Origin of the sequence: Marinobacter sp. NFXS11 (assembly GCF_040148675.1) — a bacterium.
Taxonomy (GTDB): domain Bacteria; phylum Pseudomonadota; class Gammaproteobacteria; order Pseudomonadales; family Oleiphilaceae; genus Marinobacter.
This window is the reverse complement of sequence record NZ_JAGDDV010000001.1, coordinates 1210410-1230899: the sequence shown is the minus strand read 5'-3', so window position 1 is coordinate 1230899 and position 20490 is coordinate 1210410. Positions and strand designations below refer to the sequence as shown.

General features: G+C 57.3%; 21 protein-coding genes. 1 reads left to right on the top strand and 20 read right to left on the bottom strand.

Annotated features, from left to right (window positions below; translation table 11 throughout):
- A complete protein-coding gene (locus J3362_RS05775; protein WP_349518551.1) occupies positions 1 to 1677 on the bottom strand; it encodes a long-chain fatty acid--CoA ligase in 1677 nt (558 codons plus the stop codon).
- Between the two features lie 200 nt (positions 1678 to 1877).
- Between J3362_RS05775 and J3362_RS05770 the strand changes: the two genes are divergently transcribed.
- Positions 1878 to 2363: a MaoC/PaaZ C-terminal domain-containing protein gene (locus J3362_RS05770; RefSeq protein ID WP_349518549.1), complete on the top strand. Its 486-nt coding sequence runs from the start codon at positions 1878 to 1880 to the stop codon at positions 2361 to 2363.
- A 46-nt stretch (positions 2364 to 2409) separates the two neighbouring features.
- Here the strand turns inward: J3362_RS05770 and J3362_RS05765 are convergent, their stop codons facing one another.
- From J3362_RS05765 to dnaX, 19 genes are all read right to left on the bottom strand, one after another.
- Positions 2410 to 3393: an AgmX/PglI C-terminal domain-containing protein gene (locus J3362_RS05765; protein ID WP_349518548.1), complete on the bottom strand. Its 984-nt coding sequence runs from the start codon at positions 3391 to 3393 to the stop codon at positions 2410 to 2412.
- A complete protein-coding gene (locus J3362_RS05760; RefSeq protein ID WP_349518547.1) occupies positions 3386 to 3874 on the bottom strand; it encodes an ExbD/TolR family protein in 489 nt (162 codons plus the stop codon). The genes J3362_RS05765 and J3362_RS05760 overlap by 8 nt, the downstream gene beginning before the upstream one ends.
- Positions 3871 to 4401 carry an ExbD/TolR family protein gene (locus tag J3362_RS05755; RefSeq protein WP_349518546.1) on the bottom strand — a complete coding sequence of 177 codons (531 nt, stop codon included), beginning with the start codon at positions 4399 to 4401 and terminating at the stop codon, positions 3871 to 3873. The genes J3362_RS05760 and J3362_RS05755 overlap by 4 nt, the downstream gene beginning before the upstream one ends.
- Positions 4398 to 5024: a MotA/TolQ/ExbB proton channel family protein gene (locus J3362_RS05750; protein WP_349518545.1), complete on the bottom strand. Its 627-nt coding sequence runs from the start codon at positions 5022 to 5024 to the stop codon at positions 4398 to 4400. Before J3362_RS05750 ends, J3362_RS05755 begins: the two co-directional genes overlap by 4 nt.
- Positions 5025 to 5037: 13 nt before the next feature.
- Positions 5038 to 5385 (bottom strand): hypothetical protein, encoded by a 348-nt coding sequence (locus tag J3362_RS05745; RefSeq protein WP_349518544.1) that lies wholly within the window; start codon positions 5383 to 5385, stop codon positions 5038 to 5040.
- A complete protein-coding gene (locus J3362_RS05740; protein ID WP_349518543.1) occupies positions 5386 to 5868 on the bottom strand; it encodes a hypothetical protein in 483 nt (160 codons plus the stop codon).
- Complete coding sequence (locus tag J3362_RS05735) at positions 5858 to 8665, bottom strand: tetratricopeptide repeat protein (protein WP_349518541.1); 2808 nt, start codon at positions 8663 to 8665, stop codon at positions 5858 to 5860. The genes J3362_RS05740 and J3362_RS05735 overlap by 11 nt, the downstream gene beginning before the upstream one ends.
- Positions 8662 to 10068 (bottom strand): tetratricopeptide repeat protein, encoded by a 1407-nt coding sequence (locus J3362_RS05730; RefSeq protein WP_349518540.1) that lies wholly within the window; start codon positions 10066 to 10068, stop codon positions 8662 to 8664. Before J3362_RS05730 ends, J3362_RS05735 begins: the two co-directional genes overlap by 4 nt.
- Before the next feature lie 6 nt (positions 10069 to 10074).
- Positions 10075 to 10623, bottom strand: coding sequence for an AraC family transcriptional regulator (locus J3362_RS05725; protein ID WP_349518539.1), 549 nt, complete (start codon positions 10621 to 10623; stop codon positions 10075 to 10077).
- Between the two features lie 346 nt (positions 10624 to 10969).
- A complete protein-coding gene (locus tag J3362_RS05720; RefSeq protein WP_349518538.1) occupies positions 10970 to 12148 on the bottom strand; it encodes a vWA domain-containing protein in 1179 nt (392 codons plus the stop codon).
- 34 nt (positions 12149 to 12182) lie between these two features.
- On the bottom strand, positions 12183 to 13025 hold the full coding sequence (locus J3362_RS05715) for an AAA family ATPase (protein ID WP_349518537.1): 843 nt from the start codon (positions 13023 to 13025) through the stop codon (positions 12183 to 12185).
- A 17-nt stretch (positions 13026 to 13042) separates the two neighbouring features.
- A complete protein-coding gene (locus tag J3362_RS05710) occupies positions 13043 to 15193 on the bottom strand; it encodes a VWA domain-containing protein (protein ID WP_349518536.1) in 2151 nt (716 codons plus the stop codon).
- A gap of 25 nt (positions 15194 to 15218) precedes the next feature.
- Positions 15219 to 15563, bottom strand: a complete 345-nt coding sequence (locus tag J3362_RS05705) for a hypothetical protein (protein WP_349518535.1) — start codon at positions 15561 to 15563, stop codon at positions 15219 to 15221.
- A complete protein-coding gene (locus tag J3362_RS05700; RefSeq protein WP_349518534.1) occupies positions 15563 to 16009 on the bottom strand; it encodes a YcgN family cysteine cluster protein in 447 nt (148 codons plus the stop codon). Before J3362_RS05700 ends, J3362_RS05705 begins: the two co-directional genes overlap by 1 nt.
- Positions 16006 to 16299, bottom strand: coding sequence for a YcgL domain-containing protein (locus tag J3362_RS05695; RefSeq protein ID WP_349518533.1), 294 nt, complete (start codon positions 16297 to 16299; stop codon positions 16006 to 16008). The genes J3362_RS05700 and J3362_RS05695 overlap by 4 nt, the downstream gene beginning before the upstream one ends.
- Positions 16296 to 17453, bottom strand: a complete 1158-nt coding sequence (locus J3362_RS05690; protein ID WP_349518532.1) for a ribonuclease D — start codon at positions 17451 to 17453, stop codon at positions 16296 to 16298. The genes J3362_RS05695 and J3362_RS05690 overlap by 4 nt, the downstream gene beginning before the upstream one ends.
- A 31-nt stretch (positions 17454 to 17484) precedes the next feature.
- Positions 17485 to 18087: a recombination mediator RecR gene (recR, locus tag J3362_RS05685; RefSeq protein WP_349518531.1), complete on the bottom strand. Its 603-nt coding sequence runs from the start codon at positions 18085 to 18087 to the stop codon at positions 17485 to 17487.
- A gap of 31 nt (positions 18088 to 18118) precedes the next feature.
- Complete coding sequence (locus tag J3362_RS05680) at positions 18119 to 18442, bottom strand: YbaB/EbfC family nucleoid-associated protein (RefSeq protein ID WP_349518530.1); 324 nt, start codon at positions 18440 to 18442, stop codon at positions 18119 to 18121.
- 3 nt (positions 18443 to 18445) lie between these two features.
- Positions 18446 to 20422, bottom strand: coding sequence for a DNA polymerase III subunit gamma/tau (gene dnaX / locus J3362_RS05675; protein ID WP_349518529.1), 1977 nt, complete (start codon positions 20420 to 20422; stop codon positions 18446 to 18448).
- Positions 20423 to 20490: the final 68 nt, after the last annotated feature.

The window sequence follows — 20490 nt, the reverse complement described above, 5'->3', positions numbered from 1 at the left end:
TTACTTGTTGTTCGCCTCGTCCCGGAGTTCACGGCGCAGGATCTTGCCCACATTGGTCTTGGGCAGCTCGTCCCGGAATTCGAACTTCTTGGGAACCTTGTAGGCAGTGAGCCGCTCGCGACAAAACTCCTTGAGCTCGTTCTCCGTCACGCCTTCAGCCGTCGGCACCAGATAAACCTTGACCGCCTCACCGCTCTTGGCATCGGGGACGCCAACCGCAGCACACTCGACCACTTTCGGATGGCTGCTGACCACATCCTCGATCTCGTTCGGGAACACGTTGAAGCCCGAAACAATGATCATGTCTTTCTTGCGATCGACGATACGGATATACCCGTCTTCCTGAATCAGGGCGATGTCGCCGGTGCGCAGGTAGCCATCCTCAGTAAAGGATTTCTGGGTGTCTTCAGGGCGCTGCCAGTAGCCGCGCATAACCTGGGGGCCTTTCACACACAGTTCGCCGGGCTCGCCTAGCGGTGTTTCGTTGCCTTCTTCGTCAAGCGTTTGCACCAGGGTGGAAGGAATCGGCAGGCCGATGGTGCCGATCTGAATGGCGCTGTGGGGGTTGAAGGTCACAACCGGTGAGGTTTCAGTCATGCCGAAGCCCTCGCAGATCTCACATCCGGTGACCCGCTCCCACATCTTGGCGGTGTCGCTTGTCAGCGCCATGCCGCCCGAGGAAGTCAGCTTCAGGCTGCTGAAGTCCAGATCCTGGAAGTCTTCGTTGTTGCAGAGCGCGACAAAGAGCGTGTTCAGGCCCAGGAATGCGGTGAACTTATGGTTCTTCAGCTCTTTCACAAAACCCGGGATGTCACGCGGGTTCGGAATCAGCACGTTGTGCGCGCCGGCCTCGAGCATGATGCCGCAGTTCAGAGTAAAGGAATAAATGTGGTAGAGCGGCAGGGGCGCAATTACCACTTCCTGACCTTCAACCACCATGTCTTCCATCATCGGGCGGGTCTGCAGCAGGTTGGCCACCAGGTTGCCGTGGGTCAGCATCGCGCCTTTCGCCACGCCGGTCGTGCCACCGGTGTACTGAAGCACGGCAATATCGTCTTGCTTGCATTCAACCGGAGTGAATTTTTCACGGGCGCCTGCACTCAGGACTGCCGGTAGTTTGTGCGCCTGGGGAATATTGAACGGCGGCACCATCTTTTTGACGTGCTTGACCACGGCATTCATCAGCGTGCGCTTGATCGGCGAGTGCATGTCAGCGATTTCGGTCACAATCACGTGCTCAATGCCAGTGTGCGGCAACACCTTCTCGGCGTTCTCGGCCATATTCGCCAGAACCACCAGGGCTTTGGCACCGGAATCGTTGAACTGGTGCTCCATCTCCCGCGTGGTGTACAGCGGGTTGGTATTCACCACAATCATGCCCGCCCGCATAGCGCCAAACACAACAACCGGGTACTGACTGACGTTAGGCATCTGCACCGCAATGCGATCGCCAGGTTTCAGGTCTGTCTTGTTTTGCAGCCAGGCTGCAAAGTTACGGCTCTGGGTGTCGAGGTCACGGTAAGTGAGAGTTGCGCCAACAGCACTGAAAGCTGGACGGTCGGCAAATTTTTTGACCGACTGTTCGAACACATCCACCATGCTCTTGTACTTGTTCAGGTCCACCTCGCGGGGCACGCCGGCGGGGTATTTATCCTGATAGAACTGCTCAAAATCCATCACCATCTCCTGTTTGGCGCTTTTGATTGTAATGATTTACCGATGTCAGGTTGCTCAAAAAATCAACCCTACAAAAGTATCAGCCTCAAAAAAGTGGGGAGAGAATAGCAGTTTTGTAACCGATGAGGTAGTTTTCGAAACTCTTACCCGAACACCAACCAGAACACCTGTACTCAAATGACAACAGTGCGGAGCACGCGATGAGCGATACCCTTGATACCCTGGAAAATATCACCTACGACGAGCTGAACGAAGGCGATACCGCGACCTTCACACGCACCCTTACCGAGGACGAACTGGTGCTGTTTGCAGCGGTCTCCGGCGATGTAAACCCGGTACACCTGGACTCTGAATTTGCCGCAGGCTCCATGTTCAAGGAACGCATCGCCCACGGCATGTGGAGCGGCTCGTTGATTTCGGCGGCTCTGGCAACAGTGATGCCAGGCCCTGGGACCATTTACCTTGAGCAGAGTCTTTCGTTCAAGCGGCCGGTAAAATTGGACGACACCCTGACCGTTCATCTCAAAGTCCTTCGCAAGGAGCCGAAAGGCCGGGTTGTGGTGGAGTGCGACGTGCGCAATCAGAACGGACAGAAGGTGGTCATCGGGGAAGCGAAGGTAATCGCCCCGACGGAAAAAGTGTCTCTGCACAAACCCCGACTGCCGAAAATCGCCATCGAACACTGAGAACCCGAATCGGGCAGCCATCGTTATGGCCGCCCGATTGCTCGCTTCAGCCGGGCAGGAAATCAATCGGGAACCTGACCTTGCGGGCCTCAACATTGTCGGCCCCGAAATTGAAGAGCCGCACCCGCATGGCAATCCGTTGCTCCAGGGTGGCATGTCCAAGCTCTGAGCTAACCACCTCGCAGGCGGAAACCGAGCCATCCGGCTCTATGACCAACTCCAGCAGAACCTTGCCCTCCAGGGTCGGGTCCTGGCGGAGTTCCCGCCGATACATGGAATAGAGTGCGGTTTTCTGGGCCTCGAAGACTTTCCGGATATTGCTCATTGCCCGTTCACCAGCGGACGGGGCTGTCTCTGCAGGTTGGGCAGCCACTTTCCGGGTTTCTTCAACAGGGGCCTCAACTGTTTTGACCTCGTGCTCAGCGACAGCGACGGTTGTTTCAGGAGCAACAGTATCTTCAACGCCGCCACTGCCAGCGAGGACTTCCGTAGATTCCTCACTCACTCGGGTTCGATCCGGGGCGCTGGCCTCCGTGTTGACCGCAAATTTTCGGGCCGGTTCCGGTTCCGGGGACCTGAGAGATGCCAGCTTGTCCCTCATTGACAGCAGCCCCGATCGGGACGCTTTCTCCCTCGCCTGCTCGACGGTCTGCGTTGGCTGCGGCTCCGGAGCTGCTATCTGAGGTTTTACCTCTGGTTCAGGAGCCGGTTCAACCTCGGCAACTTCCGGCTCCGGCTTTTCAGGCTGCACTTCTGGTTTCAGCTCGGGCTCGGGTTCCGCCTCGGGCTTCACCGGCTCCGGTGTCACCACCGGTTGCGGCTTCTCCACCAGGCGAGCCAGCCTTGGGGGAATCGTCTCGGCTTCGCTGCGCTCGATCTCCGGCACATCCTGAATGGGAATTAGCAACGCGGGCGGCAAAAACAGCGCCGTCACCAACAAGACGATGCACTTAAATCGTCGACTCTCGCTCTGATCACGACTCCATGGCAGCCCTGAATCGCCAATTCGTGACCATCCGCTGTCAGCCATTTCGGACCTCCCGTTCCACAGCAAGCCGCACCTGCCGGTATTGCTCATCAACACAGGTCTGCATGACCTTGCGAAGCAATTGGTAGTCGGTGTCGCGACCCGCCATGATGGTTACATCAAGCCCCTCCTCAGGGATTTCAGACCAGCGACTGCGACGCCAAGAAAGCTCCTCCGAGAGACCAGCGATATAGGTATCGCCAATCTCGATGCCCTCCAGTCTTGCCACTTCGCTGCCCTGGACGAGAATGGCGTTGCCCGTTATCTGCACTGTCAGGCTCTCAACGGCCTCCTGTTGCGCCGTGGACTTTGGCAGTGGCACGTCCGCGGTGTTCTGCATCACTTTCACATCCGACGAATTCACCATCAGGAAGAAAACCAGGATCGTGAAGATGTCCATCAGGGACACCAGGTTCAGGCCCCCAGGCTTCTTCATACGGCCGTAATGTCGACGAATTCTTTTGGCCTTACGCGAGGTCTTCATACGCCCTCCCCAGATTCAAGCCTGGCATTCGCCGCAAGCTTTCGGTCTGCCGGCGCATCCATCAGTGAGACATCAGGAAACAGCTCTCCCTCAACCACGCTGGCCGCAACTACCGCCGGATAAGAACGGACAGTATCCATGGCCGTGATCAGTGTCTGGTAATCGATGTCTGGCCCGACTTCCAGAACCACATCGGCCTTCTCCGGAACCCGGTTTTTTATCTGTCGAAGTACCTGACGCAGGCCTTCGAAGTCTTGAACTGCCTCCTCTGTCGGCAACACACTGATCAAGCCGCGATCACTGTCGGCGATTTCAATACCCTCAGGAATCAAAGTAACGACGAGACGGAACTCTTCGGGCGCCGGCGCTTCCCCGGCATCCATACCGGGAAAATTCAGCTCGATCATTCGAACCTGACTGAATACCATGCCGAGCAACAGGACAGGTACCAGCACAATCATCAGATTGAGAAAGGCGGTAATATCCAGCTCAGGCGATACACTTAACCTGCGGTGACGTCGTCTCATGCTTCAGACACAATGTTCAGCAACTTGACGCCGGCCATTTCAAAGCTGTCGACAATCTCATTGGTTCGGGTCTGTAGTACCGCATGAAACATGAGCAACGGAATGGCCGACATCAGGCCGAAAGCCGTTGTATTCATGGCCACGGAAATACTTTCGGACAACAGACTGGCCTTCTGGGAAGGATCTGCCGCCGCCACGGCAGTAAACGCAGCAATCAAACCAATAATGGTTCCCAGCAGGCCGAGCAATGTGGCGATGTTGGCCAGGGTTGCCAGATATTGGGTACGCTTTTCCAGGCGCGGCAGCACTTCCATCAAACCTTCTTCCATGGCGTACTCAATATCCTCCCTACGGCTGTTGCTCAACAAACGGCTGATGCCTGCCCCCATGATTGAGGCAATCGCACTGTCTGAGTTTGTGGCAGCTTTCATGGCCCGCTGATAGTCCCGTTTCCTCAGCAGCGGCAGGATGCCCCGCTCAAAGGCAATCCGGTTTCGCCGCCGTACCGCAGAGAGATAGAAGAACCGCTCCAGAGTAATCGCCAACCCCAATGCCAATACAATAGCGATGGGGTACATGAAGGGCCCGCCTTCCTGGAAAAAACGTACGATGGTGTCCAGCATGATTGCTCTCCCGTTATTGCTCGGCCCGGCCTGAGCCCCCAGCAGGGCTCAGGATCAGAGGATTAAGGTTTTCACGAAACAGACGGTGACGCTCCAGGACGACTGGATCCACCGGCCGGACCAGTTCCGGCGCCTCGTCATTCAGGTCTGCCCTTGGTCGTTTTGGCAGGCTTGGCGCTTGCCAGGGCAGTATGTAGAGTACCCGCGGCTCGTCTTCGCCCAGGCTTGCAGAGATACCTTCAACAGCTAGCCGGGTCGTTTCTTCCTGATCCGCCTGCGCCGTTGTAACGAGCAATAACTGCAGGCCAGCCAGCGTCAGCACCCGTAAAGTGACTTTGGCGGTTATGCGGATATCAGCCATTTACTGCAGCCTCCGTTCCAGATCCGCTATCCAGCCAGCAACCTGCTGGTCGTTTTTTTCCGTCAGCTCCCGGTAGCGATTGTAATGCTCAAGGGCGGTTCGCAGGTCCAGCAGATAAAGCTCCGCAATAACCGCCAGGTTAAAATGCAGCTCGGCGACATCCGGCGAATGACTAATGCCCAATTCCAATAGCCTTGCCGCTTCGGCGAATCGGTACTGGTCCTTTAGAACGAGCGCCAGGTTGTTGACTGTCACCGCCCTGGTCGGATCCAGCTCTACGGCTTTTTGCCATGCATCCACTGCCGCGCCTTTCCGTCCTTCTTCGAAGGCTACCCGCCCCTCCTGTTCATAATTTGCTGCCAGTTCAAGATCCTTTCCGATCGGCTTCTCTGGCTGCCGGACTTCCTGCCCGGCGCACCCGACGAGCAACACCAGAAGCGCCGCCAGTGGCAGGCCCGCTTTCCCCGTTGAATTACACGCCATCCCTGATCTCCATATTCCAGCCGAGCCACTTAACACTCCGCTCGTAACGTCCAGGGTGCAGCTCCGCAAGAACGCCAAGACTGCGTCCTATCCAGGGGTCATACCCCTCGGCCGTAATCCGGCGATGGTTCTCCGTATGCAGTTGAATGGCTTTGTCTTCGAATGGGAAAGCTTCTTCCTCCAGTAACATCTGATACTGCATCGCCTCCAGTTCATTCAAATCCGCCGGAACCGTGGATGCCATCAGGTCTTTGGCCAGACCACGATAGAGTTCGGCCCGTCGGAACAGCGATTCAGACAGAACTCGCTCGCCGCCCAGGGCTTCGGCATCCAGGAATCTCTGTCGAGCCGATTCCAGCGCCTTTTGCTTGCGCGCCAGAGATTGTTCCAGCGGCTGGCTCAGTCTGATGCTGGTAAACACTGCAGCCGCACGGGCACCGAGCACCAGTGACGCCCGGGAGGCCCACTCAAGGGTGTCGGCGGTGTGCCAGGTGCTGTCCAGCTCTGACTGGACCAGTACTTCCCTCCAGGCATCGGGATTGTCGCCGGTTTCTACCAGGCGATGCCGGAATGTCTGGAGCTGTTCATGTTCGGCCCCGCTCTCTGCCTTCGGAGCCGTTGCAAGGTAATCCCTGTAAAGGGCATTTCGTTCCGCTACATTCCCGGCTTGATTCAACAATTCCGCAGCCCGCAACTTCAGGTGCCATGGGTTAGCGTGATTGTCGGCGGCCAGCAATAATTCTGACGCCGCGCGGGTGGGTTCATCAGACTGAATCCAGGCATGTACCAGCTTTTCGCTGATGCCGGCAGTAAGCTCGTGCTGGGGAAAATCGGCGCGAAAACTCTGCAGGTCGCCGACGGCAGCGCCCCAGTCCGATGCTTTGAGCAAGGTGTTGGCCGCGTCGTAGCGCGCACGGATCGCAACGTCCGAACCTGGTAGCACCGAATCAACCCGTCGGAAGTGCCCAACGGCCTCTCCGAGCCTGCCACTGGATACCGCGAGCTCTGCCTGGCGATAGACGGACGTCGCCAGTTGCTTCCGAATGGCTGAGACCTGCTCTTCGGTCACGTTTGCGAGCCGTTCACTTTCGGCAAGATTCAGCGCCTGGCCCCAGGCACGCTCCGCCAGGCCATAGTCGCCCTCTTCCTGGCGTATCCGGGCCACAACCTGCCATGCCGCGTATCGCTCTGCCGGAGAGGCAGTGGGCGCATTCAGTACTCGCGAACCATAATCCAACGCCAGCTGATGGTCGCCGGCGGCCAGCCACCGGGCGGCGAGATCTGCCATCAGGCCGGGAATCCGGCTATCCCCTTCGAAACGTCCACTAAAGCGGTTGGCCTCATTGGAAACATCCTTCAGTTCGCGTTGAAAGGCAGACACAGTGGTCGGCCGGTCAAGACTGTTTCTCAACAGAGCAACAGCGGCCCAGGCAGCATCAGCAGCCTCGCTGTAACCGGGCGACTCATAGGCTGCTCTGCGAAAATTCGTCAACGCTTTCGGAAAATCCCTCGCCTGCAGCCAGGCATCACCAGCAAGGCGAAGCATTTCGCCGCTCTGATCAATCCTCGGAGCCAGGTGTGCGTAATAAACCGCTGCCTCAGCAAAAGTGGATTCAGCCTTCGCCACCCGGCCCTGTTCCACCAATCGTGTGGCCAGGTCATAGTGGTAATCCGCCAACCGTTTGCTGTAACTCAGCCATTTATTCTTCTGTTCACCAGTCAGAGCGGCGTAAGCGGAATCCTGGCTGTAGCTGGCGACGAACTCCGCACGGGCATTGCGAACCTGCTCCGGATCACCAGCCGCTTGCCACACATCCACTATCTGTAACCGGAAGGCAGGCACAGCACGGTGACTGGGCGAATAGTCAATAAAGGCCTGATTGGCAGCAACACTTGCGACGGTCTCGCCCTTCACGGCGTAGTAATCGGCCAGCCGATCGAACAGGAGATGTTCCCAGTGGTGGGACCGGCTCCCATCCAGCCAGGCAATAAGGGTGTCCGTACCGCTGTTTCGGGCAGCCATCAGGGCAAGCACCCGAAACGTGTCATCGATGGTATCAACGCTCGAATCGCTGACTGACCCCAGGCTCTGTGCGCTCGGCAGGAACTCATCCAGAACTCTGATAAAGGTCGCTGCGGCCCTGCTCCACGCAGACGGCCTCTGTTTGAACTGGCTCCAACCGAGCATGTATCTGGCCTTGATGCCCAGCTCTCCACCAGCGTCTGAATTAACGAGGTGCAGATAGCCGGTTTCCGCTTCTGTGTAGCGTCCGGCTGCGAAGGCGGATTCAGCCAATCGGAACCTGGCCTCTGGCACAAGAGGGGATTTCGGATATAACCCGACCAGCTGTTTCAACCTCTGGATTGAAGCATCCTGCTGCCCCGTCAGAGCATGGGCCTTGGCCATCTGGTACAGCAGCTCGTCAAGCCTCCCGCCATAGGAACCTCGCTCGAGAATAGACTCATAGCTGCTGATGGCCTCGCTGTAGACCTGTTCTTCTTCAGCCGCCGACAAGCCAACGTCTGATCCTGACCGAACCCTGATGTTGCTCAGCCGGTTGAGGGCATCGATCCGAACCTCAGGCTCGTCCGATGTCCTGAACAGGCGATGGTAGCGCCGGGCCACTTCCGAAGGCGAGATCGCCGGCATCGGCCTGCTTTCAAAAGTAAGAAACACCGGTCGCATGTCCCCGATCGTCTCTCCGTCCCGCCCAAGCTCTACACGAAAGGCTTCCTGGGCTGCAGCCGGCACCACCAACATCAAGCAGAGGCACAAGCCCGCGACTGGTTTCATCATGGCTGCGTCTCCTCCAGGCTCTGAAGGGCGAGATATTCGTAAAGATGCGCAATTTGCTGTTCGGTTTTGTCCAGCGCAAAGGCCATCTGCTGATCTCTGGCTTCGACATACTCAAGTGCCAGTTTGTCCAGCGCCGACTCGGACCTTTCGAGCAACTGACGAACAGCCGATAACAGCACCTCGTTTCGCCTTTCCAGCGTCAGAGCTTCACGACGCAATCGATCCAGCGTTTCCGGCTGCCGGGATCCCCTGGCCTGGACCTGTTCCAGTCTGGTCTGTGTGTCGGCCAGCGTTTTCTGAAGGGAGCGAATACGGGCTTGCTGGTCGGGATCGGCTTGATTGGCCAAACTCTGTAGGCTGGCACTCAGATCCTTGCCCCGTGCGGAGAGGTCCATTTTGCTTTGGCCGGCGAACGGGTTCTGCACTCCGGCGAGTTTGTCTTCAAGCGCTCCCCCGAACACCTGCAGATCATGACCGTGGCGATCCAGCTTTGCCGCCATGGTGCGAAGAGCCACGACACGCCCCGCCGCCCTCTGCGCCTCCGGACCCTCCATGAAGCCCAACAGATAGGCCATTCGCGGTTGAGTCAAAGTGCGGCTGTCGGCAAGAAACCAGTCAACCCCGGTTTCCCTGGCATCTTCCACCAGGGTTTTGTAGGCGCCCTGCTCGCGAATCTTGCCGGCAAGTTTACGAAGCGTGACCCGTTCACTCTCGAACGCAGCGTTAGCCGCAAGGTAGGCTTCTCCAGCCTGCCCGAGATAGCCGGAGAGATCGTAGCCGCGCCCCATCCCTATCCATGCGTCGGCAACTCCCGGGTAGGCCAGAGGATATTTCCTGGCTCGATGCCAGCTCTGCATAGCGGCGCGGTGATTGCCTTTTTCTGTCAGCGCCAAGCCGTGCAGGTAAAGGGCCCGCGGCGTGTTGAAACTGTCGAGATCGACCTTCTCCAGAAAGCCGATCGCTTTATCGAATTCGCCATGCTGGTAAGCAAGGTGGCCCGCACGTACCAACAGATTATTCTCCAGATGCTGGCTACGCTCGGAATCGGCGTCACCTTCGGACATGGCTAACGCAACGCGCAGAGCAACCAGCGCTCTGGCCGGGTTAAGATCGGATTTCGCGTAATCACTGGCAAGATTGAGGTAACCCAGAGCCGCCCAGTAGCCCTCTTTCATACCGGCCAGGATGCGCCCGGCCTCATCGGTGCGGCCTTCGGCTCGTGCCTTCTCAGCATCTTCATAGAGCGCTTGCTGTCGTCCGTCCCCAAGATCCACGCCGACTTCTCCCGCCTGCCGGAATTGCTTGAGACCAGAAAGGACACCGTCCGGCATTGCCGGCGTGGCCGCCCCGGAAAACCCGGGCACAGTCAGAGGCAACACAAACAGCAGGACCCGGAGCATCATGGCGCCCTACTCCCACTCCAGGAAAGAAACCCGAGGTTCGTAATCGGGCGCCCGGGCTTCCAGACTCATCTGCAAACGGAGTACGCCGGGGCGTTTTCTGAACCTATGGGTGGATTCCCGTCGCACGAAATCATCATCGGCAGAGCGAGCGGTAATCACCGTTTTCAACTCATGCTCGCCGTTTTCCAGGTTCCCGGTGAACAACTGCTGGATTCCGCCGCGTTCAAGCGATGTCCGCTCTCTATCGGAATACAGGTGGGCAGCGACAGGTTGGCCATTCACGAAGAGCTCGACGGAATCAAGATCGAGGGCATCCCGGCTTTGAAGTGTCAGGAAAACTGCCAGCCGGGTATTGGCTGGATGAAGAACTTTCTGCTCGAGCGCAAATACGTCTTCAGAGTGACTGGCAACTTTTGCGCTCAGCTCCTCCAGTTCCTCGTCGAGCCCCGCTGCAAACGAGATTTTTGCCGCGAGCAACACCGGAACCAGTAACGCAACGGTGAATGCCTTTTGAAGTGAAATCCGGCCGTGTTGTGATTGTTGTATGCCGACCATAAGCCTCCTGCCCTTGTTGCCTCTGTAACGCATGCAAAGTTCTGTAACAGATCGGCAGAAAGCGTAACACTTGGTAACCGCCAAGAACGGTATCCAGATCACCAAATGAAAAACGCGAGTCAGGCAGTTAAAAATTGAGAAGAGTGTCGAGTTATTTGACAGGGTGGGGAGAGTTATCGGAGCAAAATAAAGCCTAAGCAGATAAGCTAAGTTTTAAACGACTGTTTTAGCAGCTTTTAATTCAACTGGCCCTGTATTTGCTGACTGGAAAGCGGCGGGAGTGCCTTCGGGCAACCCCGCTTGATATGCCGAGCTTTGCCGATGCCCTCAACCGCATCGGCTTTTTTTATTTACTCAGCTGTTTCATGGCCGACTCGAGGCCCTCGACGGTCAACGGGTACATGTGATCGTTAACGAGTTGTTTGGTCATACCCAACGAACCTCCATTACCCCAGTAACTCTCCGGGAGCGGGTTAATCCAGACAACCTTGCGGAAGTGTTCGTTGATACGTTGAAACCAGGTGGCGCCCGCCTCCTCGTTCCAGTGCTCAATCGAGCCACCGGGGTGGGAAATCTCATAGGGCGCCATGGTGGCGTCGCCGACAAAGATCACTTTGTAGTCGGGCGTGTACTTGTGAAGAATGTCCCAGGTGCTGGTGGTTTCGTTCATCCGGCGAATATTGTTCTTCCAGACACTTTCATAGACGAAATTGTGGAAGTAGAAATATTCCATGTGCTTGAACTCAAGCCGTGCGGCCGAGAACAACTCCTCACACACACGAACGTGGGGATCCATGGAGCCGCCCACGTCGAAGAAGATCAGCACCTTCACCGCATTGTGCCGCTCGGGCACCATTTTCAGGTCCAGGTAGCCGGCATTGCGGGCGGTGGAACGGATGGTATCGTCCATATCCAGCTGGTCCGCCGCGCCCTGGCGGGCGAACTTTCGCAACCGGCGCAGCGCAACCTTGATGTTGCGGATGCCTAGGGTCACGCTGTCGTCGAGATCCTTGAACTCGCGCTTTTCCCAGACTTTCACAGCGCGGCCGTGTCGGCCTTTCTTCTGGCCAATCCGGAAACCTTCCGGATTGTAGCCGTTGGCGCCAAAAGGCGAGGTGCCACCAGTGCCGATCCATTTATTGCCGCCGGCATGGCGCTCTTCCTGCTCTTCCATTCGCTTCTTGAAGGTCTCGATCAGCTCCTCAAGGCCGCCAAGCGAATCGATTTTGGCCTTCTCTTCGTCAGACAGGTGCTTCTCGAACTCGGCTCTCAGCCAGTCGTCCGGAATCAGGGCCTCCAGCAGCTCGTCGAGGTTCTCGATGCCCTCGAAGTACGCCTGGAAGGCGCGGTCAAACTTGTCGAAGTGGCGCTCGTCCTTGACCAGGCAAAGACGGGACAGGTAATAGAATTCCTCCATATCCGCAAAGGCAAGCCGCTTCTGCAGAGCTTCCAGAAGATCCAGAAACTCCCTCAGACTGGCGGGCACCCTCGCGCGCCGGACTTCAAGAAAAAAATCAATCAACATAAAACGTGACTCTTGCCAATGATCTTGCCGAGAATCAGCTGCGGCGACGGGCCATGAATGCGAGCTTCTGTAACAGGTGCACATCCTGCTCATTCTTCACCAACGCACCGTAAAGAGGTGGCAACGCCGAGCTGGCATCTTTCTCCTGCAACATTTTCGCCGACAGCTCATCAGCCATCAGTAGTTTCAGCCAGTCAATCAGCTCCGAGGTGGACGGCTTCTTCTTCAGGCCCGGTACCTTGCGCACATCAAAGAAGACTTCCAGGGCATCGCGCACGATTTCCTGCTGCAAACCCGGGAAATGCACGTCCACGATATTCTGCATGGTGTCATGGTCCGGGAAGCTGATGTAGTGGAAGAAGCAACGGCGCAGGAACGCATCCGGAAGTTCTTTCTCGTTGTTACTGGTGATCACTACAATCGGACGTTTCTTTGCCTTCACCAACTTCTGAGTCTCATAGACAAAGAACTCCATCCGATCCAGTTCCAGCAGGAGGTCGTTTGGAAACTCAATGTCCGCCTTGTCGATCTCATCGATCAGCAGAACCACCTGCTCGTCGGCCTCAAAAGCCTCCCAGAGCTTGCCCTTTACGATGTAGTTGCCTATGTCTTTGACCTTTTCATCGCCCAACTGGGAGTCCCGCAGACGGGAAACCGCATCGTACTCGTAAAGCCCCTGCTGAGCCTTGGTGGTGGACTTGATGTGCCAGGGAATAAGCCTCATCCCGAGGGCAGCGGCCATTTCCTCGGCCAGCAGGGTTTTCCCGGTGCCCGGCTCGCCCTTGATCAACAGCGGGCGCTGAAGCGCAATCGCTGCGTTGACGGCCATTTGCAGGTCATCGGTGGCTACATACTTCTCGGTACCGGTAAACTTCATGCTCTGGTTCCTGTTGGTTACTTTTTCTGGTCTTTCTGCTCAGGTTTCTTCTTCGGATCGTCTTCGGGCAACCCGGACTCATCCTGGTCATAATCGGGTAAATCGTCGAACTCGGACAAATCGAAATCCTCAAGCCCGAACTCTTCCTCGTCGTCTCCCGGCGCATCAGCGTCGGAGGGGTCTGCGACATCCTCCAGCTCCGGAATATCCTCGTCCATATTCACAGGCTCTTCGTCCACTGGAGTATCCGCTACCGGTATGTCCTCTTCAGGCTCTTCGGCCTCGGGCTCCTCGAGCACTTCATCTTCAGCCTTCAGAGTGGCTTCGTGCTCATCGATCACAGCCTCCAGTTCAGACATATCGTCCTCGGGAGCTTCTTCGGTGACCTCCGGAATATCCTCCCCTTCAAGATCCTCATCCGGTTCGGGTTCAGCCGTTTCCTCAGGTTCCGCCTCGGGTTCAGGCTCCATTTCCAGCTCAGGTTCTGGTTCGGGCTTTTCCTGCAGATCGTCCAGCGTTTCGCGCTCTGCAGCGGCTTGCGCCTGCTCCTGCTGACGCTGCTTCCGCTGACGGAGCGCAAACCACACCAGGCCGCCAATCACCACAAGACCACCGCCCACTGCGCCGATTATCCACAAAGGAATTGCAGAGGCAGCTTCCGCTTCTTCGGGATCCTCAGGGGCCGATTCAGGCTCCTGGACCGCTGGCTCCTCAGCTTGGCTCACGTCAATGGGCGATGCAATCGCCGGTTCCCGCCCGGATTGCTCCGGCTCCGGCTCAGACACTGGCGGCTCCGGTTCAGACTGCTCGGTGGCGGGCGCAGGCCCTGTCACCTCAGGGCTCAGCGATTCAACTGGCTGATCAACGGGCTCAGCCCCTTCAGGCTTAGTGAACCCGACGGTGGCGCTGAACTTGCGACTGAAGGTCTGGCCATCCGCAACCACATCAAAGGTATAGAGGCCCGCGGCTGGCAAACGACTCACGGCATCCCGGTAAGTGCCATCTTCCGGCGGCTGCTCTCCAGACAATACCTTGGTTCCACTCCTGCCATCTTCCGAAGTGATACTAAGGCTAACCTCAATCACGCCCAGAAAATCAGGATTGGTGATTTTCTCCCCTTCTTCGAAAAAGCCAACCCGGATGTTGAGTGGGTCGCCCGCGATAAACGACGGTGGTAATGAATTAACTACCATTCTGAGATCGCTCACCACTGTTACCCGGCTACCCTCGCCAAGCTCGCCATTGATACGCCACTGCCCGGCCAACGGCTCATTGACCGTGATCAGGTCATAACCAGATTCCCTTGCCCACCGGACATTATCGGGGAATTCGGAGAGATTCACGGTCTGTTCGTCCGGGCGAACCAGTGCAAGCTCCCGTGTTGCCGAGGTCTCCGAGCTCCCCCAGAAAATCAGGGCGGTAAATTCACGAACGCCTTCGTCTACGGTAAACCCATCGCCCTCAATGGGAATCTGCTCCTGTGGAACCGCGGTATTCAATGCCTGAAGGAATGCCAGGTTCAGCGCATCTGCTGTATCCGCCACCTGGAAACGACCGCCGGAGTCTGTCGCCAACGCTTTCAGAAAGTCAGTATCGGCAGCCTCTGAAAGGGCTACCGGATGGAATGTGGCGCCCCGTTCTATGAGGTCCGCAACAATCGTGTCCAGAATACGAGTTTCCTCTGCGGTATTCCGTGCAGGATCGTCGGAGATATCCACCTTGCCATCCGTCAACAGGATGAAGTGGGTCCGGCTCAGATCGCCGTCAGTGAAGTAGTCATCGCTTGCCGTCTCAATAGCCGCTCCAAGGTTGGTCCTGAGGGCGACCGAATTGATCTGCGCGGAGCGCTGGATGGCCATGTCGCGCCACGCGTCGGTCACTTCCCGGTGCGGCACCAGCATGTTGACGTACTGCCCGAAGGTCCAGACACCCGCTGAGGCCCCCTCTGGCAAAAGCCGGGCGAGCAGACGCACGGCGGGCTGTCGCAGGTTTTCCGGGTCGGTGTCTTTCATGGAACCCGAGATATCGACAATGATCCGAACGTCCGACTGCTCGGGCAATTGGACGTCGTCACTCTCCTGGGCGTTAAGCCCGGCAGGCAGACTGAGCGCGAAGCAAACTGCAAGCAGGCCGAACCATCTCGATGTAATCTCTCTCAAGGCATCCATCCTTTTCTTCTTTTAGTTTTTCACATTACTTCCGAACGAGACGATACCGAACAAGGTCCAACACCCAGACCAGCAGCATGACCAAGCCGGCGAGGCCCAGATTAAACAGGGCCCGGCCCGAAGCATCCGCGTCGCCAAGAATCATTTCGTAGCCGCCGAACAGCCAGGCCGGAATCCACCAACCGGCGAGATCGGGTGATTCAACCGGGGTAAGCAGCAAAGCCACCAGAGCAGCCAGGATCAGGGTCCGCACCCCATAAAACGGGAGGAAACGTGTCAGGCTTTTCATCATGTAAAAAAACACGACAAAGGCTATGGCATAGGCGGCCCAGAAAATCCCATAGGCCAGTTGTGCATCGGTATCTATCATTACAGGATCCAGTGAATGATGTGTTCTTCCCAGTCTTCTTCCGGCACACGGTCCTCTGATATCACCTTGTGTCGGATCGAAACGCCGGCCTCATGCACCGAATCCGGATCCCCGCTTCGCAGCGGATGCCAGTCGGCCAGAGGCCGGTCCTCAGCCAGGGTCCGGTAGGCGCAGGTGTATGGCAACCAATGGTAGTCGTTGACGGTACCCGGTGTCAGCACCGTGCAGCCCGGCACCTTCTGCAGCCGGTCCTCATAAACGGTGCATTGGCAGGTATCCTCGTTCATGTAACGACACACGAGATCGGTGTGGTAAACCTCGCCGGTGTCTTCGTCTTCCAGTTTGTTCAGGCAACATTTTCCGCAACCGTCGCAAAGAGACTCCCATTCCTCAGGCGTCATCTCATGCAGGCGCTTACGCTGCCAGAACGGAACCTGAGCAATCATGGATTGCGCTGATCCAGCTTGCGTTTGAAGTCGACCACGTAACCTTCCTGCTCTTCCGGCATCTGCAGAAAAAAGTCTTTCTCGCCGATGGCTTCCAGCACCTGTTTTCCGGTGGTTCTTGCCAGCTTGCGATCCGGTGTCAGCACCAGATCCATGGAATGAATCGGCTGCCCGAAAATACCCCGGAGGTTCTCGGGGAGTTCTTCCCATTTCTGCTCGCGGCGAACAAAAAGGTAGGTGTCGTTCTTCTTGCTGCTCCGGAAAACAGAGACAAATTCACGCTCTTTCATGACTTCAGTAATTCCTCGATATCAGCGCGAACCGGAGCAAGAATCTGCGCCCGCCAACCCTGGAAAAATTCGTGTTGCGCGAGGTCCGGTTGCTGTACAACCTTTTCCAAACGCTTTCTCGGCGCCAACAATTCCATTGGAATATCAGCATCTTCAGCCGCACTCCTGAAAAGACGCTTTAACTGTTTAAAGAATCCCTGCTGATCCCGGGACAACGGTGGCGCAATCCTCTCAAGGGACGAATTATCCGCGGTCGATCCCCGGCTAACAAGTTCAATCAGGGTATCGCCGTAACGACGGACTGCGCCGGATGGCACTCCCTGAATGTTGGAAAGTTCCTTCACGGACGCCGGCAGCCTTTCCGCGATGGCAATCAACAGTGCATCTGCCAGCACACGGTTTCTTGGCCGGTCCCGCCGCTGGCACTCCCGCTCACGCCAGCGCACCAGTTCCTTGAGAACACCCTGTTGCTGAGCCGAGAGGGTCCATCCGGCCCGCAGTTTCAGGTAATGGTTGTCGGGATCCTCCTGCCCTGCCAGTTCATTGGCAAAACGCGCCGATTCCTCAACCAGAGCCACTTCCAGACCGCGATCGCGAAGTAATGCACTGACCCACTGGTACATCGGCTCCAGAAAACGGATATCGTCAATTGCGTAGCGTTGCTGAGCATCGCTCAGCGGTCTCGCCAGCCAGTCAGAGCGGGTGGCGGACTTGTCCAGAGCCTCACCGAACAGGGTATCCACCAGTCTCGCGTAACCCAGGGAGAACCCTGCCCCGGCCATCGCGGCGCCGATTTGAAGATCAATGACACCGGCAGGTTGGAGATTCAGCCACTGGCGAAAAAGCTCCAGATCCTCGCTCATTGCGTAGAGAAGCTTTGAGGTACCCGGGTCCGCCAGGACTTCCCGGAATCGTCGGGACTGCTCGGCAACGGAAGGGTCCACCAGGCAAAACTCACCATTGAGGCCCAACTGAACCAGCCCTGGTATCGGGTAGAAGGTGTTTACGCGCTCAAATTCGGTGTCCAGCGCCAAAGGCTTGCCCGGTGCCCGATCCAGCCATGCGTCCAGTGCTTGCGGTTCCCGGATCCAGTCAATATTGGCCGGAGCCGGGGGAACCTCGATAGCCACAGCGGCCTTGGCAGAAATATCCATAAACGTGCCTGGTAGGTTTATTCGGTCAGATTCAATCGGACAGTGGTTTGCGACCGCGGAATGCGTGAGTCAGGGTAAAGCCATCGACGTAACCGAGCTCCCCACCCACCGGTATGCCATGGGCCAGACGGGTTATCAGGATACCCTGGCCATCAAGGCGATCGGCAATATAGTGAGCCGTGGCCTCACCCTCCACGGTCGGGTTGGTCGCCAGAATCAGTTCAGTCACGCCTTCGTCGCGGATCCGCTTCAGCAGACGCTCGATGCCGATTTCCTCAGGCCCAACACCGTCGATCGGTGAGAGATGCCCCATCAGGACGAAATAGCCGCCGCGATAGTCACCCGCCTGCTCAATGGCCAGAAGATCTGAAGGGCTTTCCACCACACAGAGGGTACCAGTGCGCCGCTGGGGATTTTCACAGATCCCGCAGACCTCGGTGTCGGCAAAGTTCTGGCAGCTTTCACACCGCCGGACACCACTCATGGCCTGGCTCAGTGCCTCGGAAAGTCGGGTGCCGCCGAAGCGGCCACGCTCCAGCAAATGGAAAGCCATGCGCTGGGCAGTTTTCTGGCCAACTCCAGGAAGGCAACGAAGGGATTCTACAAGCTCATCAACCAGGGGGCTGAACGCCATGAAAGGTCCTCAAACGACTGCAGAATGAAATTCAGAACGGCATTTTAAAACCGGGCGGCAGGCCCATGCCCGACATCATACCGGACATTTTGTCTTTCTGATTTTCCTCAACACGCCGCACGGCATCGTTTACAGCGGCGGCCAGAAGATCTTCCAGAATATCTTTTTCCTCGGTCATCAGGGATGGGTCGATGTCGACTTTACGAACGTCGTGGCGACCATTCATGGTGACCTTGACCAGACCGGCACCGGCTTCGCCAGTGACTTCTGCTTTGGCGATTTCTTCTTGGGCCTTCTGCATCTCTTCCTGCATTTTCTGGGCTTTTTTCATCATATCACCCATATTATTCATCATACCTTATCTCCTGTTTGTCTCTGGCCTGGTGTCGGTCGGCCGGATACTTTCTTCGACGACCCTGGCCTCAAATCGTTCAACGATAGATTGTACGACCGGATCCTTGCGAATGGACGCTTCCGCCGCTTTCTGGCGAGCCTTTCGCTGCCGCTCCTCATAGGCCGCCGGTGTATCCGGTCCTGTATCACCCCGCTCTATACGTAGCTGAATGGAGTCGCCAAAGCGGTTTCTCAAGGCAGCCAGGATCTTTTCTTCGTGCCGGCTGTTCAACAACCGTGCGTGCCCCTCATCGATGGTCAGAGTAATGATATCCCCATCCCGCGACATGGCGCCGTGACTGGCCAGATTACCGGGCATACCCACAATGCCAAGACTCCGGAAATCCCTGTGCCAAACAAACTCGCCCTCCGGTACAGGCTCCTGTTCAACTGCAGCTTCTATCGCTGGCTCAGGCGCTGGCTCAGGCGCTGGTTCGGGCTCCACAAACGCAGGTTCCGAAGCCGGTAAAGGCTGAACAACTGGCTCGGCGGCAACCTCGGGCGTCTGCTCTTCTGCAACCAGAGTTTCATCAGCTAACGGATAGCTCTCCTCGTAATCTCCAGCCGCCTCAGCTTGGGCATCCAGGCTAGCCAGCCAGGATGCATCTTCCTCCGCAACAGGTGGTGCCTCCTGGATCTTGGACTCAGGTGCAGGTTCAAGCTCTGTCCGTGCAGGAGCTTCGCTGGTCTCGTGAGCTGGCTCCGCGGCCACTTCCGCTGCCGGTTCAGAGTGTGACGGCTTCGGTTCGGGCTGTTTCGTTTCTATTTGCGGAGTCGGCGCCGGGTCGGGCTCATCCCGTGGCTCGGAGGCGGAAGACTGACCACCGGAGCTTATTGCGGGCGGCTCTCGACGGTCAGCGCCAGGCCGGAAGGCCAGCATCCTTAGCAGCGTCATCTCGAAGCCCATTCGGGCATCGGGCGTAATGGCGAGATCTTTGCGACCGATCAGCGCAGACTGATAGAAAAGCTGGGAATCCTCGGCGCTAAGCTTGCGAGCCAGGGCCTGGACCTGCTCGGCATCACCGAGGGCGTTATCGGCACTGCCCGGAACCACCTGTTCCATGGTAACCCGGTGAAAGAGCGATAGCAGATCGGCCAGGATCACACTGTAATCCGGTGCAAAGTCGGAAATCCGGCTGATTTCCGCCAGCAAGGCGGGGCCGTCGCCTTCAACGAGTGCGTTCACAATGCGCTCGATATCCCGCTGATCAATGGTGCCCAGCATATTGCTGACATCACTGGCCGACAGCTTCTGGTCGCCAAAGGCGATGGCCTGATCGGTCAGGCTCAAGGCATCCCGCATACTGCCGTCAGCAGCCCGGGCCAGGAGCCACAGGGCCGGCTCCTCGAACGGAATCTCCTCGGCACCCAAAACATGCCGGAGGTGGCCGGCGATGTGCTCTGGAGTCATGCGTTTAAGATTGAACTGCAGACACCGGGAAAGCACCGTAACCGGCAGTTTCTGGGGGTCAGTCGTCGCCAGCAGGAACTTGACGTGTTCGGGCGGCTCTTCAAGGGTCTTCAGGAAGGCATTGAACGACTGGTTCGTCAGCATGTGCACCTCGTCAATGAGGTACACCTTATAGCGGCCACGGGTGGGCGAATACTGGACGTTATCGGTCAGCTCACGCATGTCATCAACGCCCGTCCGGGACGCGGCGTCAATCTCGATCAGATCCACAAACCGGCCTTCCTGAATCTCCAGGCAGCTTGAGCATTCACCGCAGGGATTCGGAGTAACGCCGGTTTCGCAGTTCAGGCAGCGGGCAAGCAGACGGCCAATGGTGGTCTTGCCTACCCCACGGGTCCCCGTGAACAGGTAAGCGTGATGAAGACGCTGGCTTTCCAGGGCGTGAATCAACGCCTGGAGCACGTGTTCCTGGCCCACCATATCCTCGAAGGTGCGTGGGCGCCATTTACGGGCAAGTACCTGGTAGCTCATGTTCCGCCAACTGCAGTGAAAAACTGGGTTAACCTTAGCATGGACACAGATCTATAAGAAGCAGAGTT

Excerpts from the sequence above, each read along its gene's own strand:
- J3362_RS05710 (WP_349518536.1), bottom strand. The coding sequence starts at position 15,193 with ATGGATGCCTTGAGAGAGATTACATCGAGATGGTTCGGCCTGCTTGCA.
- J3362_RS05755 (WP_349518546.1), bottom strand. The coding sequence starts at position 4,401 with ATGAGACGACGTCACCGCAGGTTAAGTGTATCGCCTGAGCTGGATATT.
- dnaX (WP_349518529.1), bottom strand. The coding sequence starts at position 20,422 with ATGAGCTACCAGGTACTTGCCCGTAAATGGCGCCCACGCACCTTCGAG.
- recR (WP_349518531.1), bottom strand. The coding sequence starts at position 18,087 with ATGGCGTTCAGCCCCCTGGTTGATGAGCTTGTAGAATCCCTTCGTTGC.
- J3362_RS05765 (WP_349518548.1), bottom strand. The coding sequence starts at position 3,393 with ATGGCTGACAGCGGATGGTCACGAATTGGCGATTCAGGGCTGCCATGG.
- J3362_RS05750 (WP_349518545.1), bottom strand. The coding sequence starts at position 5,024 with ATGCTGGACACCATCGTACGTTTTTTCCAGGAAGGCGGGCCCTTCATG.
- J3362_RS05740 (WP_349518543.1), bottom strand. The coding sequence starts at position 5,868 with ATGGCGTGTAATTCAACGGGGAAAGCGGGCCTGCCACTGGCGGCGCTT.
- J3362_RS05735 (WP_349518541.1), bottom strand. The coding sequence starts at position 8,665 with ATGATGAAACCAGTCGCGGGCTTGTGCCTCTGCTTGATGTTGGTGGTG.
- J3362_RS05720 (WP_349518538.1), bottom strand. The coding sequence starts at position 12,148 with ATGTTGATTGATTTTTTTCTTGAAGTCCGGCGCGCGAGGGTGCCCGCC.
- J3362_RS05690 (WP_349518532.1), bottom strand. The coding sequence starts at position 17,453 with ATGGATATTTCTGCCAAGGCCGCTGTGGCTATCGAGGTTCCCCCGGCT.
- J3362_RS05775 (WP_349518551.1), bottom strand. The coding sequence starts at position 1,677 with ATGGATTTTGAGCAGTTCTATCAGGATAAATACCCCGCCGGCGTGCCC.
- J3362_RS05705 (WP_349518535.1), bottom strand. The coding sequence starts at position 15,563 with ATGATAGATACCGATGCACAACTGGCCTATGGGATTTTCTGGGCCGCC.
- J3362_RS05770 (WP_349518549.1), top strand. The coding sequence starts at position 1,878 with ATGAGCGATACCCTTGATACCCTGGAAAATATCACCTACGACGAGCTG.
- J3362_RS05730 (WP_349518540.1), bottom strand. The coding sequence starts at position 10,068 with ATGATGCTCCGGGTCCTGCTGTTTGTGTTGCCTCTGACTGTGCCCGGG.
- J3362_RS05680 (WP_349518530.1), bottom strand. The coding sequence starts at position 18,442 with ATGATGAATAATATGGGTGATATGATGAAAAAAGCCCAGAAAATGCAG.
- J3362_RS05725 (WP_349518539.1), bottom strand. The coding sequence starts at position 10,623 with ATGGTCGGCATACAACAATCACAACACGGCCGGATTTCACTTCAAAAG.
- J3362_RS05715 (WP_349518537.1), bottom strand. The coding sequence starts at position 13,025 with ATGAAGTTTACCGGTACCGAGAAGTATGTAGCCACCGATGACCTGCAA.
- J3362_RS05700 (WP_349518534.1), bottom strand. The coding sequence starts at position 16,009 with ATGATTGCTCAGGTTCCGTTCTGGCAGCGTAAGCGCCTGCATGAGATG.
- J3362_RS05695 (WP_349518533.1), bottom strand. The coding sequence starts at position 16,299 with ATGAAAGAGCGTGAATTTGTCTCTGTTTTCCGGAGCAGCAAGAAGAAC.
- J3362_RS05745 (WP_349518544.1), bottom strand. The coding sequence starts at position 5,385 with ATGGCTGATATCCGCATAACCGCCAAAGTCACTTTACGGGTGCTGACG.
- J3362_RS05760 (WP_349518547.1), bottom strand. The coding sequence starts at position 3,874 with ATGAAGACCTCGCGTAAGGCCAAAAGAATTCGTCGACATTACGGCCGT.